Origin of the sequence: Halomonas sp. OfavH-34-E, from assembly GCF_024124525.1 — a bacterium.
GTDB lineage: Bacteria > Pseudomonadota > Gammaproteobacteria > Pseudomonadales > Halomonadaceae > Halomonas > Halomonas litopenaei.
On sequence record NZ_JAMXRY010000026.1, the window covers coordinates 35,645 to 49,519 of the forward strand.

The following is a 13,875-nucleotide window of genomic DNA, read 5'->3' on the forward strand; positions in this document are numbered from 1 at the left end:
TTCAAAGGAGAGCGGTTATGCCACACAAGGCACCTCCATCGATCGTCCGGGACATCATGTCCAAGGACTGCTACCGCGTCAGCGGCAAGACCTCCATTTCCACCCTGGCGGAAGGTCTCGCTCTGCACCGATTGCCAGGGGCCCCGGTGGTGGACAACGGCGATCACCTGATCGGCTTCATCTCCGAGCAGGACGTGCTGGGCAAGGTGATCGAGAGCCTCTATCTGGATCACGAGGCACCGCTGGTCCATGAAATGATGCGTAACGAAGTGCTGTCGGTGTCTCCCACCAAGAGCATCGTCGATCTGGCCCAGGAAATGCTGGGAGCAAAACCCAAGGTGTATCCCGTCACCGAACAGGGCCGACTGGTGGGTATCGTCACCCGCCGCGACGTGCTTACCGCCGTGCTCACCATGCGACGCCATCAACGAAGCGCCTGACCCCTCCTGTTGCGCAACGCCTTCTGTAGACGCCCACCGCCGGCATCACGATGCCGGCGGTGGGCGTGCTGTCGGTAGCGCCAACGCTGACACCATTGCCTGGCACCACCGCCTTGCATCGGCCTCCCCGATCCTCCAGATGCCCCTGGCGCTTGTGCAAACCGTAAGGGGCGTTCATGGAGCATGCCTGATATGCCCGGGCCCAATGGAAAGGGAAGAGAGGGAGAGCACCTTCGCCCAAGCAAAAAAAACGCCCCATGGAAGCCATGAGGCGCAACGATCGATTTAGCAAACCAGATCAACACTGCTAACGACTGCCATCGCGCATGCTGTCTGTACCACATATGACAGTCGTCACCAGAAAAGTTCTCCTTTCATCGAAAATTTTTTTTCCTCTCCTGGGCCCGACGGTGCACAGCGGTGAGAGAAGCGCCCTACTGACCACAGCGTTCTGCGTCGGTTCCAAGGTCTGTGGCAAGAGATCGACTCTGCCACTACGCGACGGCCATCAACGGGCACCGCCGGCCAGGTCGATCAGGGAATGGCATCAAGGATGTCGTCAACAGCGGCCAGCGTGAGGCGCCCGCCGGCACAGGCACCGGTATCCAGATGCAGCACATTGCCAAGCCACAGCGGTGCCTCGACGATGGTGTGCCCCACCACCACCGCATCGACGCCCTCGACGCGGGTCGAGTCCAGGCTGCCGCCGCTGTCACGTCGGAATCTACGCCGCGACCATAGCAGGTGCTCGGACGAGGTCTGCTCGATCTGGCCCCAGTCGTCGGGTGGATCGGCGTGCACCACGCCCAGGCGACGATGTCCCGCGACGATTTCCCGAGCCAGCGGAAGATGCGGGCGGGCGGCGTTCATGGTGCTACGGGCCTCCTCGACACCATCGAGAAAGACCCAGTTGCCGCCATTGCGCTGCCACAGATCCCAGGCCATTCCTCCGCCTTCGGCCAGGGCGGTGATCGCCATCTGTTCGTGATTGCCCATCACCGCAAAGCACCAGGGCTCGAGCGCCAGCGTCAGACAGGCGAGCGATGCCTCTCCCCTGTCGACCAGATCACCGACGCAGAACAGCCGGTCCCGGGCGACATCGAAGTCGACTCTCTCCAGCGCTTCCATCAACTGGGCGTACTGGCCGTGCACGTCACCGACGACGTAATCACGCCCCTTGCGGTTTGGTCCATGACGGATACAGCGCATGAGTCTTCTCCCGCCCCAGTGCGAGCTCAGGCTTGACGCCATCGCAACATTCGTCCTATGTTCCTTTTACAGAACGTTCGATAAATGGAACAACAGCTCAACCGAACAGTGACCTCATGATCGAGCCCTTCTCCCAAGCTAGCTTCTCAAGCGACGACACGCTGCATGCCGAAGCACTCGGCCGGCATCTTCAGCATCTGCGCCAATTGCGTGGCTGGTCGCTATCCCGCCTGGCCAGCGACGCCGGCGTCGCCAAGTCGAACCTGTCTCGGCTGGAACAGGGCAACGGCAACCCTACCCTGGACACCCTGTGGCGCCTGGCGAGCTGCCTCGAGGTGCCTTTCGGCACCCTGATAAAACCCGTGACCACGGCGCTGGATGACCAGGGCGTGCAGGTCCAGTTGATCGATCAGGGCGATAGCCAACCGGCCGTCGACGTCTACTGGATGCGCCTGGACCCTGACGTCTATCGGCTCAGCGAAGCGCACCCCGCGGGCGTGCACGAGACCGTCACGGTGATCTCCGGCCGGTTGACCACCGGCCCCGAGCACGAGAGCCACACCCTGGGCCCGGGCCAGAGCGTCACCTTCGCGGCGGATCGTCCACACCTCTACGCGTCCGACAACCAGGCCACTTCCGCCACCCTGACCATCGTCTACCATCCACCGGAAACCTCTCGATGACCACCACGACGACTCCTTTGCGTGCCAGCCCCTGGGTGACCGGCGTCCGCGAGGCGATCCCGCTGCTCGGCGGCTATATCCCCATCGCCATCTCCTTTGGCCTGGTAGCCGTCCAGGCGGGCTTCAGTGCCTGGGAAGCCGTCGCCATCTCTACCCTGATCTATGCCGGCGCCTCCCAGTTCGTGTTCGTCGGCATGGTGGCAGGTGGCGCTCCTCTATGGCTGGTGGTCGCCATGACCCTATTGATCAACGTTCGCCACGTGGTCTACGCCCCGAACCTTGCCGCCTCGATGAGCACGAGCCGCTGGTGGCCTGCACTGATGCACGGTCTGACCGACCAGGTCTTCGCCCTGGCGCTGACGCGTCTGCCGCAACTGCCGGAGGCGGCTCGGCTTGGCTGGTACACCGGCGCCGCCCTGCTGGCCTGGCTGGCCTGGATCGCCGGTACCGCAGTGGGTGCACTGGGGGGCGAATGGGTAGTAGAACGCTGGCCGCTGCTGGGAGAGGTGATGCCCTTTGCCCTGCCTGCCCTGTTTCTCGTGTTGGTGGTGCCTCGCCTGTCCAGCTTCCGCTGGGGCCTGGCGACCCTGGTGACCATCGCCGCAGGCGCCCTGCTGGCGGTGCTGGGGGTGGCCAATGCCGGCATCCCCCTGGCGGCTCTGTGCGGCGCACTTTGCTTCTTTATCGTCAAACGTTCACCGGTCACAAGGAGTCGATCATGACCACTACGCTGTGGATGGCGGTGGTAGCGACCACCCTGGGCACCCTGCTGATGCGAATGGCGCCCCTGATATGGATGCGCCGTCGTCTCGCCGAGCGCCAGACGGAAGACAGCGTCGAACCGATGCCGCAGTGGCTGTCGGTGCTGGGGCCTTTGATGATCGCCGCCGTGCTGGGCGTCTCGTTGGTACCAGCACAGCCGAGCATCGCCAGCTGGAGCGCCACTGGCGTGGGGGTACTGGCGACGCTGGCGGTATGGTATCGAACGCGATCGCTGGGCTGGCCGGTCGCTGCCGGCGTGGCCGCCTACGGACTGACGCTGGTATTGGCCGGTTCGCTCTGACACTCAAGTCGACGCTGACCCGAAAAGGCCTACCGGGTATTGCTGTCCGCAACCCAAGCGGTCTTGCCTTTTCCTTTCCCTGTGCCTATTTCCGTCAGGCCCGCACCGAATGGTGGCGGGCCGCTGCCTTCCTGCCCCCAACTCGCCGTGTTCCATCGTTTGACCCGCAGGCTTTTCCTGCGCGGCCAGGCGCTCTCCCTCATTTATGCGCGCAAGATACTAAAGCTCGCGCGATATCGGCCGATACTCGTTCGGCTCCAGTGCCGGCTCCAGGATGGAAAAGGCATTTTAAAAAGAAAAAACAAGAACCTGCTTCGACCTTGCTCCCAGCACCTTCCACTCCCGAGGTAACTTGATGGTATCGGCCAGAAGAATAAGCGCCCTGTATCGCGCACTGACTAGCCACACCGCCTGTATTGTCTTTCGTCCCGACGGCACCATCCGCGAAGCCAGTGATGCCTTTCTTGCCACCGTCGGCTATCGGCTCGATCAGATACGCGGCCAGCACCACCGCATGTTCTGCCCGCCAGAGGTGCATCAGGACCCCGCCTACGAGGCATTCTGGCGGGGGCTGGCGGACGGCCAGTCGAAAACCGGCACCTTTCGCCGCATCGACGCCAATGGCAATCCGTTATGGCTGGAGGCGACCTACCTTCCTGTGCGCTCCGCTCGAGGCAAGATTCACTACATTCTCAAGATTGCCAATGACGTCACCGACGATCGCCTTGCGGCGTCCGGTCAGGATGCTGTGCTCAGCGCCCTCGACGCGTCCATGGCGGTGATCGAATTCACACCGGAAGGCGAAATACTGCGTGCCAACGGCAACTTCCTGACCACCATGGGCTATCGTCTCGACGACATCCTTGGACGGCATCACAGGATGTTCTGCGACGATACCTTCTATCGAGATCACCCCGACTTCTGGCAGGAACTGGCCGCCAACACCTTCAAGCAGGGACGCTTCAGACGCATAACCGCCAGTGGGCGCACCGTCTGGCTCGAGGCCACCTACAACCCGGTGATCGACGAAACCGGCCGGGTGACACGCGTCGTCAAGTTCGCCACCGACATCACCCGCTCTGTCGAGGCCGACGATGCCGCTCGCAGTGCCGTGGAGTCCGCCCGAGTCACCGCGGAGCAGACCGAGACCATCGCCGACAATGGTCTGGTCCAGCTCGAAGAGGCTGTCGAGTCGTCGCGCCAGGCCGCCGACGAGATCAAGGCGACCCAAGCCATCGTGGCCGCCCTGGAGGAGCAGACGCGAGCGATCAACAACATAACCGACTCCATCTCGCGGATCGCCCAGCAGACCAACCTGCTGGCGCTGAATGCGGCGGTCGAAGCGGCGCGCGCTGGCGAGCATGGCCGCGGATTTGCGGTGGTGGCCCAGGAGGTTCGCGAACTGTCCCAGGGCTCCACCCGCGCCGCCGAGCAGATCACCCAGGTGCTCAACGACAACAACCAACGCATTCGACTGGCCAACCAGAAGATCACCGAGGTGGCCACCCGCAGTGACCTCAGCCAGCAACGGGTCGGCGAGGCGCAACTGGTGATACGCGAGATCCTGGACGGCGCCCACAACGTCTCGGCGGCGATTCGCAAGCTCTGATCGTGGCGTGTGATAGGCATCACTACCGCACCGCAGTCATTGTCGCCACCACAAGCCAGATGACTGCGGCGTGGCTCCGGGCTCGTCCGGTTGACGAAAATCACGCCGCACGAGCCTTTTGCTTGCAAGGCGTAACCAACGGAGATTACTATCAAAAACGCCTTGCGGGTGTAGCTCAATGGTAGAGCAGAAGCTTCCCAAGCTTAAGACGAGGGTTCGATTCCCTTCACCCGCTCCAGGGCCTCCCCTTTCTCGGTCACAGTGCTCTTGCATCCTTTCTTCGCAAGCTGACCCGCTGCGCCCCTTATTTCGCAGCGTCCTTTATTTCGCTTCGCTCTGCCTTTCACAGCGCTCCCTTCCCGCTGCGCGCTCCCCTGACCTCCCCCCCATCCTGCGATCAGGCGTCGTTTTCGAGCACTGTCTCGTGCTTTGGCCTTGCCTGTTCAGCGCCCCGGGTTCTGCGAGCCCCGGCATGTCGCCATTCATGCCGCTACCGCTGAATCGGCCTCATACTTAAAGACTACGCCCCCCTTCGATGGGCCCCTGTTCAAGCTCGGTTTTCGCACGCTAGGCTGGCGCCACAATCATAAAGTCGTGGGGACGCCGTATGCCTTTTTACCGCCACACCCTGCTGCTGACGCCTGTCTGGCTGCTGGTGAGCACACTTGCCATGGCCGATGGCGCGAGGGATAGCTGCGATCAGCGCGCGCAGGCACTCGAGCATGACCTCGCCTTCGCGCGTCATGCCGAGGACACCGCACGGGTGAATGAGCTGGAACTCGCCCTGGATGGCGTCCGAAGCGGCTGCACCGGCGAAGACGTGCTCAGCCAGGCCGAGTCACGCGTACGGGAGGGTCAGCAGATGGTGGAACAGCGCCAGCAGGAGTTGAACGAGGCCTTCGACGAAGGTGATATCGGCCAGATAACGCGTAAACGGGAGGCTCTCGAGGTCGCCATCGAGGTGCTCAACGCTCGCATCGCCGCGCTCAAGGTGCTGTTGCCATCGGCCAGTTGAACCTTGTACGGCTGACATTCGAGGGACAGTGCCAGCCGCAGAGCGTCAAGCGCTGGTCGCACCGCCAGTCTGACAATCGGCTGTCGGGATGCTTGCCGACCGCCATTGGCCGCGCCTAGTCCCGGTCCTGGCGTCGCTCCCAACGTTCCTCGATGGCGAGCCCGATCCAGATGCCGGCGATCATGCAGATCAGGGCGACGACCGCTCCCGGCGAGCCTGCCGGCAACGCGATCAATAGCTGTAGATCGTTGCCACCCAGCGCAAGCGAGGCGCCGATGCCCATCACGATTCCGGCCAGCAGATGCTTCACCCAGCGCCCCAGGGCCCCCTGATACTCGCCCGGTCGGAAGTGGGCTCGCGCCGCTACCAGCATTCCCGCCAGGATCGCGACGCTGATCAGGACGCGTCCGAGGCTAGGCCAGGCGACGGCCATGTCCATCGCCAGCGGCCGCTCGGTGACGTCTCGAATCAACTGGCTCGGTGACCACAGTGGTTCCAGCACGCCCAACAGACCGCCTACCGCGCCGAACACCATGACACCCGCGTAGATACGGCGGTGAGCCGGCGACAGCCGCCAGATCGCCAGCAGCGAGACTGCGACGATACTCAGTACCAGCCACCAGGCCGGCGTGAAGGTCGTCGTCAGACGGGTGTAGGAGATATCAGGGGCGCCCAGGTACAGCATCCACCACCCCAGAACCCAGCCCAGAATGGTGGCGAGCATGTGCCACTGCCCCCGCGCCAGGGCGGAAAGGGTCGAGATCGAACAGCCATGATTGACCGCCGCGGCCAGGCCAAACAGCAGCCCACCGACGGCGAAGGGCCACCCGATCGCGTGACGTCTGAGCACCTCGCCAAGAGGGAAATGGATGAACAGGGGGCTGGCAAGCCAGAACCAGACGCCGCAGCCGACGATGGTCAGCAACAGACCCGGCCGCCACATGCGTATCCCCTGAACCGCACGCACCATGCAAAGACCGGTACGCTGGGCGAGCCACCCCAGCGCGACAGCCAGCAGCAGGGAGACCAACAGAGCCATCACATCTCCTCGTTTACACGGTTCCGGAAATACAAGGGCGGAACACTATCTGACGATCATGGCCGGCGATGGTGCGATACTGGCCGGCACGCCATGCTATTGCCCGGTGTCCCTCTACTTTCGGCATTCCTCTCTGCATTCCTGTCTGTTCAGAACGGGGGTCAGAGCTGGTGTCGCGGCGGATGGCCGGACAGGCCGTCACCCCGACGACGATCTCGAGGTCGTGCGGCCTCACATCCATCCATAATGTAACAATATGCAATGAACGCCCCTGCCACCACACCAGCGTCAACGCAGATCGGGACCCGCGACATGTGCGGCTGGATGTGAGAGCCTTGCGATCAGCCCTCCTTTCCCGTTTCAAGCGATCTACCGTGCCATGACCTTGTCCTTGTTTCTGCTCGTGTTCGTCGTCTGTCTGGTCGTCTTCGTCGCGGTGCTCGCGGTGTTGATGCTGTCCGGCACGCCACGATACCGCACCGAGCCACAGCACCTGCTTGACCTATTCGACCGTGCTCTCGACAGCACAGTTGGCGAAGATGAATGGAATGCCGTCATCCTTTATCCGATTCGCCACGACGAGTACCTGGACGGCGTCCGACGCCGCGCTCGCAGCCTGGTCGATGAACACGGGCGCTTTGGCCGGGTGACCCGAGGCAAGGCCCTGCTGGACAGCGCCGGACAGGAGGACCTGCGTGCACTGCGCGACCACCTGGCCGCTCGTATCCGCCTCAGGGAGCAGCCCAGGGGGGACTGACAGTCAGTGAGAATCCTGTACCCATCGGGTATGATGACGTCCTCGTTACCGCCTGCGGGAGCCCCCCGATGAGCAGCGCCATCAGGCAGATCCCCCTGGACACCGCGACCCGGCATCACTCCCACGACTACCATCAGATCGTGATCGCCCTGGCCGGGCGCGCCGACTTCGACATCGAAGGCCTTGGCGGCACCATCGAGGCATTCTGCGGCTGCATCGTGCCCGCCAACCACCTCCACTACTACGCCGGCACCGGCAACAACCGCCAACTGATCCTCGACCTTCCCGATGACGCCCTGGCGCTCACCGGCCATCATCATGAACTGGCCAGGCTGTTCGACGCGCCACGTTTCTTCACCCTGGACGCACCTCTGAAACAGTTCCTGGGTTTCGTGGTGGCCGAAATGAATCAGTTGGCGCTAGAGGGCCCCGTCCCTGCCCTGCATCAGGAGCGCCTGGCGACCACTCTGCTGGGCTCGTTGCATGCGCGTCTGGCCGGCGATGAAACCGGCGCGATGCACCACCGGCGCATCGACCTGCGCGCGCTCGACCGCTACATCGACGATCACCTGGCGCGTCGCTTCAAGGTCGCCGATCTGGCGGCCTTCGCCTGCCTCAGCGAAACCCACTTTACCGAACGCTTCCGCGCCCAGACGGGCCTGTCACCCTGGCAGTACGTGATGCGTCGACGCCTGGAGGCGTCACGTCAGCTGCTGATGCGCAGTCGCCTGCCGTTGTCGGAAATCGCCGCCCTCACCGGCTTCGCCCACCAGAGCGCCCTGTCCCGCGCCTACCGCAAGCATTACGGCCATCCTCCCAGCCAGACGCGACGTCATGTCAGCGAGATTTCGTCACCGAATCTCCACCATCTGACTGCCAAATCGGCACATTAAAGCTAGGGTTAGTCGATAACGCCCGTGGATTTGCCAAATCCTTCGGTGCATTTGGCAAGCATGGAAGAGGCATGCAACCTAGTCTTGCCAACATGCCCGGATTGCGCGACTGCACGTCCGCGATCGACTTTGCGGCAAGCCCTTTCTCCGCCCGCGGCGGTTCACCATTTGGGGACTGACATGCTCAACGCCAACAATATGCTCGACAACTCCACCTGGCAGCAGGATCTGGATACACTCTTTGCGCGCATCAGCGATCACTACGTGGTCGAAGAAAACGCCTTCGTAAGTGAATTGATCAAGCTGATCGATGGCAAGGACGAGCACATCGAGCGCGTCGCCGACAAGACGGCTTCTCTCGTGCGCGAAGTGCGCGAGATGGACACCGCCGTCGATACCATCGACGAGCTGCTGCAGCAGTACAGCCTGGATACCCACGAAGGCTTGATGCTGATGTGTCTGGCCGAGGCGATGCTGCGCATCCCCGACAAGGCCACCGCCGATGCGCTGATCGAAGATCGACTGGGCCCGGCCGACTGGAAGGCCCACCTCGGCAAGAGCGAGTCCTGGATGGTCAACGCCTCCACCTGGGGCCTTTTGATGACCGGCCGGGTGGTGAGCCTGGACAAGCCCAAGGATGGCAAGCCCAGCGGTTTCATCAACAAGATGGTCAACCGCATGGGCGAGCCGGTCATTCGCCGGGCCATGGTCGAAGCCATGAAGGTGATGGGCAAGCAGTTCGTGCTGGGGCGTGATATCGACGAAGCGCTCAAGCGCTCCAAGCCGCTGTTCGACAAGGGCTACACCTACTCCTACGACATGCTGGGCGAGGCCGCCCGTACCCGGCGCGATGCCGGCCGCTACTTCGACGACTACGCCACCGCCATCCGCCAGGTCGGCAAGACCAGCCGCAACCTGGGCGACAGGACGCCGGCACCGTCGATCTCGATCAAGCTGTCCGCGCTGCACCCGCGCTACGAGTTTGGCCGCCGCGAACAGGTCCTCGAGGAGCTGGTGGGCAGCGTCAAGGAGCTGGCCAAGCTGGCCCGTGACAATGACGTGGCGGTGACCATCGACGCCGAGGAGGTCGACCGCCTGGAGTTGTCGCTGGAGGTCTTCCGCGCCGTCTACGAGAGCGACATCTGCCGCGGCTGGGGCCACTTCGGTCTGGTGGTGCAGGCCTACTCCAAGCGCGCCCTGCCGGTGCTGCACTACCTCAACCGTCTGGCCGACTTCCAGGGTGACGAGATCCCGTTGCGTCTGGTCAAGGGTGCCTACTGGGACACCGAGATCAAGGAGTCCCAGCAGCTCGGCGTCGACGGCTATCCGGTGTTCACCCGCAAGGCATCCACCGATGTGGCCTACCTGGCCTGCGCGCGCTTCCTGCTGTCCGATGCCACCAAGGGTCGCATCTTCCCGCAGTTCGCCACCCATAACGCCCATACCATCACCACCATCCTCGAGCAGGCCAACCACACCAGCCGAGCCCTCGAGTTCCAGCGCCTGCACGGCATGGGCGAGGCACTCTACGATGCCGCGCTAAAGCGTGCACCTGAAGGCACCTACTGCCGTATCTACGCCCCAGTGGGCGCCCACAAGGACCTGCTGCCCTACCTGGTTCGCCGACTGCTCGAGAACGGTGCCAACTCCTCCTTCGTGCATCAGCTGGTGGACCCCAAGGTGCCGGTGGAGTCGCTGTGCGTCCATCCCATCGAGACACTGCGACAGTTCGACAGCCTGTCCAATCCCCAGATTCCGCTGCCTCGCGACATCTATGGCGAGCACCGCCCCAACTCCCGCGGCGTCAACCTGACCATCAACAGCCAGTACCAGCCGCTGATGGAGGCCATGGGCAAGCACATGGATACCCGCTACCAGGCGCGTCCGCTGCTGGCCTTCGAGGTCGCCGAGGACCCCGCCCAGACCCACGAAGTCACCAGTCCTTACGACCGTCGCCAGGTGGTCGGTAGCGTGCAGTGGACCACCCGCGAACAGACCGAGCGGGCGGTGGACGCGGCCTGGGCTGCCTTCCCGGCATGGGAGGTCACCCCGGTCAAGGAGCGCGCCGACATCCTGAGGCGCTTCGCCGACCTGATGGAAGAGCACCTGGCGGAGCTGATGGCGCTGTGCTCGCGTGAAGGTGGCAAGCTGTTGACCGACGGCGTCGACGAGATCCGCGAAGCGGTGGACTTCTGTCGCTACTATGCGGTGCGCGCCGAGGAGATCTTCGGTGAGCCCACCGAGCTGCCCGGCCCCACCGGCGAGTCCAATCGTCTGCACATGGGCGGCAAGGGGGTGTTCGCCGCGATCAGCCCGTGGAACTTCCCGGTGGCAATCTTCTGCGGCCAGATGGTCGCCACCGCGGTGGCCGGCAATACCGTGCTGGCCAAGCCCGCCGAGCAGACGTCGATCGTTGCCCACCGGGTGGTCGAGCTGCTGTACCAGGCCGGCATGCCGCGTGAAGTGGTGCAGTTGCTGCCCGGCGACGGCCCCACCGTGGGCAGCGTGCTGACCGGCGATTCGCGGATCACCGGGGTGGTCTTCACCGGCGGTACCGATACCGCCCAGATCATCAACCGCGCCCTGGCCGAGCGTGAGAATGCGCCGCTGCCGACACTGGTGGCCGAGACCGGCGGCATGAACGCGATGATCGTCGACTCCACCGCCCTGCCCGAGCAGGTCGTCGCCGACGTCATCCACTCGGCCTTCCAGAGCGCCGGACAGCGCTGCTCGGCCTTGCGGGTGCTCTACCTGCAGGACGACGTCGCCGACCGTGTGCTACAGATCCTCGACGGCGCCATGGCCGAACTCCACGTGGGTGACCCACGCGACCTCGGCACCGACGTAGGCCCGGTGATCGACGAGGACGCGCGCAAGAACCTGCAGGCGCATATCGATCGGCTGAAGGGTGAAGGACGTCTGATCAGCGAAACGCCGCTGAAGCCCGAGCACACCAGTGAAGGCACCTTTGTCGCCCCGGCGGCCTTCACCATCGATGGTATCGATGCGCTCGAGCGTGAACAGTTCGGCCCGGTGCTGCACGTGGTGCGCTGGAAGTCCAGCGAGCTCGACAAGGTGATCGCCTCGATCAACGCGCGTGGTTATGGCCTGACCTTCGGCGTGCACAGCCGCAACGAATCCTTTGCCGATGAAATAGCGCGGAAAGTGCGCGTTGGCAACGTCTACATCAACCGCAATATCATTGGTGCTGTCGTAGGCGTTCAACCCTTCGGCGGTCAGGGGCTCTCCGGCACCGGTCCCAAGGCCGGCGGCCCCAACTACCTGTTGCGTTTCGCCACCGAGAAGACGGTGACCAACAACACGGCGGCACTCGGCGGCAACGCCTCGCTGCTGGCGCTAGGGGACGAGTAAGTCAGGCCCTGGCCTGCTGGTCCAACGCACTCACCCGACGGTCGGCGCACCGTCGGCAACCGGCGCTCACCCACTACCCCGAGGGGAGCGCCGGATCGCAGGGACGCGCGTGACGACCGCGCCCACACGGGGAGATCATCGCGCTCGACACAGGGCCGGTGACTTGAGAACGCCAACCACCCACGACAAAAACCACAAGGAACGCTCCCATGGTCGAAAACAACGCCACCATTGGCATCACGTTCGCGCTGTATCTGATATTGATGCTGGTCATCGGTATCATTGCTTACAAGCGCACCACCAATCTGTCCGACTATATCCTTGGTGGCCGCTCGCTTGGCCCCTGGACGTCGGCGATATCTGCCGGCGCCTCGGACATGTCGGGCTGGCTGCTGCTGGGTCTGCCCGGTGCGGCCTACGTCAGCGGTCTGTCGGCCTCCTGGATCGCCGTGGGCCTGTTGATCGGCACCTGGCTCAACTGGCTGATTGTCGCCCGGCGCATGCGCGTCTACACCTTCAAGGCCAATGACGCCCTGACCCTGCCGGACTTCTTCGCCAAGCGCTTTCGCGAGAAGGCACCGCTGTTGCGGGTGATCTCGGCGGTCTTCATCCTCTTGTTCTTCCTGTTCTACACCAGCTCCGGCCTGGTTGCCGGCGGCAAGCTGTTCGAGACGGTATTCGGCTTCGACTACACCATCGCGGTGACCGTCGGTACGCTGGCCATCATCTCCTATACCTTCTTTGGCGGCTTCCTGGCGGTCTCCTGGACTGACCTGATCCAGGGTCTGATGATGGCAGCGGCGCTGCTGGTCGTGCCGGTCATCGCCCTGACCGAACTGGGTGGCTTCAGCGGCAGTGGCCAGCAGATCCTGGCCGAGAACCCCGACATGCTGAGCTGGTTCGTCGATGCGTCCACCGGTGAAACCCTGACCGCCATCGGCATCATCAGTTCGCTGGCCTGGGGCCTTGGCTACTTCGGCCAGCCGCACATCCTGGCGCGTTTCGCGGCCATCCGCTCCGAAGCCGACATCCCCGCCGCCCGTCGCATCGCCGTGACCTGGTCGGGCCTGTGCCTGGTCTGCGCCATGGCGGTCGGTCTGCTGGGCCTGGTCTACATGACCCGCGACCTGGGTGACGGCGAGACCATCTTCATGGTCATGGTCAACGCCATCTTCCATCCGCTGGTCGCCGGTGTGCTGCTCGCCGCCATCCTGGCTGCGGTCATGTCCACCGCCGACTCCCAGCTGCTGGTGTCGTCCTCTGCCCTGACCGATGACTTCTACAAGGCGCTGTTCCGCCCCGACGCCAGCCAGTCCGAGCTGGTCTGGGTCGGCCGCTTTGCGGTCATCGGCATCGCCGTCATCGCCTACCTGCTGGCGATGAACCCGGACTCCACGGTACTGGGACTGGTGTCCTACGCCTGGGCCGGTTTCGGCGCCGCCTTCGGTCCTGCACTGATCATGTCGCTGTACTGGCGTCGCATGAACCAGTGGGGCGCGCTGGCCGGTATCGTGGTCGGTGGTATCACCGTGGTGGCCTGGGCCGAGATGTCCGGCGGCCTGTTCGATCTTTACGAGATCGTGCCCGGCGTGATCTTCGCCTACATCGCCATCGTGGTGGTGAGCTTGATGACCGCCGAGCCGAGCAAGGAGATCACCGAGCAGTTCGACACCCTGGAAGACGCCTGATCGTCGGTGATCGTCTGCCACGCAAGAAGGCCGCCCTCGGGCGGCCTTCTTCGTTACGGGACACATCCAGCACGCACCTGGCGCTCGACGCTCACTGACGGTCGAAC

The 13,875-nt window shown here is 63.7% G+C and carries 12 protein-coding genes and 1 tRNA gene; 11 read left to right on the forward strand and 2 right to left on the reverse strand.

The genetic code is table 11. The features are described from left to right. The first annotated feature begins 17 nt into the window (after window positions 1-17). Complete coding sequence (locus NH448_RS12795; protein WP_045994411.1) at window positions 18-440, forward strand: CBS domain-containing protein; 423 nt, start codon at window positions 18-20, stop codon at window positions 438-440. 534 nt (window positions 441-974) lie between these two features. Here NH448_RS12795 and NH448_RS12800 read toward each other — a convergent pair. Next, window positions 975-1,649, reverse strand: coding sequence for a metallophosphoesterase (locus tag NH448_RS12800; protein WP_045994410.1), 675 nt, complete (start codon window positions 1,647-1,649; stop codon window positions 975-977). Between the two features lie 116 nt (window positions 1,650-1,765). Between NH448_RS12800 and NH448_RS12805 the strand changes: the two genes are divergently transcribed. The 6 genes from NH448_RS12805 (at window position 1,766) to NH448_RS12830 (ending at window position 6,019) form a co-directional block, all read left to right on the forward strand. After that, entirely contained in the window at window positions 1,766-2,332 is a 567-nt protein-coding gene (locus NH448_RS12805) for an XRE family transcriptional regulator (RefSeq protein WP_045994409.1), read from the forward strand. Further along, window positions 2,329-3,054, forward strand: coding sequence for an AzlC family ABC transporter permease (locus tag NH448_RS12810; protein WP_045994408.1), 726 nt, complete (start codon window positions 2,329-2,331; stop codon window positions 3,052-3,054). The genes NH448_RS12805 and NH448_RS12810 overlap by 4 nt, the downstream gene beginning before the upstream one ends. Next, window positions 3,051-3,395: an AzlD domain-containing protein gene (locus tag NH448_RS12815; RefSeq protein WP_045994407.1), complete on the forward strand. Its 345-nt coding sequence runs from the start codon at window positions 3,051-3,053 to the stop codon at window positions 3,393-3,395. Before NH448_RS12810 ends, NH448_RS12815 begins: the two co-directional genes overlap by 4 nt. 355 nt (window positions 3,396-3,750) lie before the next feature. Continuing rightward, entirely contained in the window at window positions 3,751-5,004 is a 1,254-nt protein-coding gene (locus NH448_RS12820) for a methyl-accepting chemotaxis protein (RefSeq protein ID WP_253028852.1), read from the forward strand. 164 nt (window positions 5,005-5,168) lie between these two features. After that, a tRNA-Gly gene (locus NH448_RS12825) sits at window positions 5,169-5,242 on the forward strand. A gap of 369 nt (window positions 5,243-5,611) precedes the next feature. Next, window positions 5,612-6,019 (forward strand): DUF1090 domain-containing protein, encoded by a 408-nt coding sequence (locus tag NH448_RS12830; protein ID WP_253028853.1) that lies wholly within the window; start codon window positions 5,612-5,614, stop codon window positions 6,017-6,019. Between the two features lie 115 nt (window positions 6,020-6,134). Here NH448_RS12830 and NH448_RS12835 read toward each other — a convergent pair whose 3' ends face one another. Continuing rightward, a complete protein-coding gene (locus NH448_RS12835; RefSeq protein WP_253028854.1) occupies window positions 6,135-7,058 on the reverse strand; it encodes a YeeE/YedE thiosulfate transporter family protein in 924 nt (307 codons plus the stop codon). A 385-nt stretch (window positions 7,059-7,443) separates the two neighbouring features. Between NH448_RS12835 and NH448_RS12840 the strand changes: the two genes are divergently transcribed. From NH448_RS12840 to putP, 4 genes are all read left to right on the forward strand, one after another. Next, window positions 7,444-7,815: a hypothetical protein gene (locus tag NH448_RS12840; protein WP_045994420.1), complete on the forward strand. Its 372-nt coding sequence runs from the start codon at window positions 7,444-7,446 to the stop codon at window positions 7,813-7,815. Window positions 7,816-7,883: 68 nt separating this feature from the next. Beyond that, window positions 7,884-8,708, forward strand: coding sequence for an AraC family transcriptional regulator (locus NH448_RS12845; RefSeq protein ID WP_124803941.1), 825 nt, complete (start codon window positions 7,884-7,886; stop codon window positions 8,706-8,708). Window positions 8,709-8,888: 180 nt separating this feature from the next. Next, window positions 8,889-12,080 carry a bifunctional proline dehydrogenase/L-glutamate gamma-semialdehyde dehydrogenase PutA gene (gene putA, locus NH448_RS12850; RefSeq protein ID WP_253028855.1) on the forward strand — a complete coding sequence of 1,064 codons (3,192 nt, stop codon included), beginning with the start codon at window positions 8,889-8,891 and terminating at the stop codon, window positions 12,078-12,080. Between the two features lie 209 nt (window positions 12,081-12,289). Continuing rightward, on the forward strand, window positions 12,290-13,768 hold the full coding sequence (gene putP, locus NH448_RS12855) for a sodium/proline symporter PutP (protein ID WP_045994400.1): 1,479 nt from the start codon (window positions 12,290-12,292) through the stop codon (window positions 13,766-13,768). The last annotated feature ends 107 nt before the right edge of the window (window positions 13,769-13,875 follow it).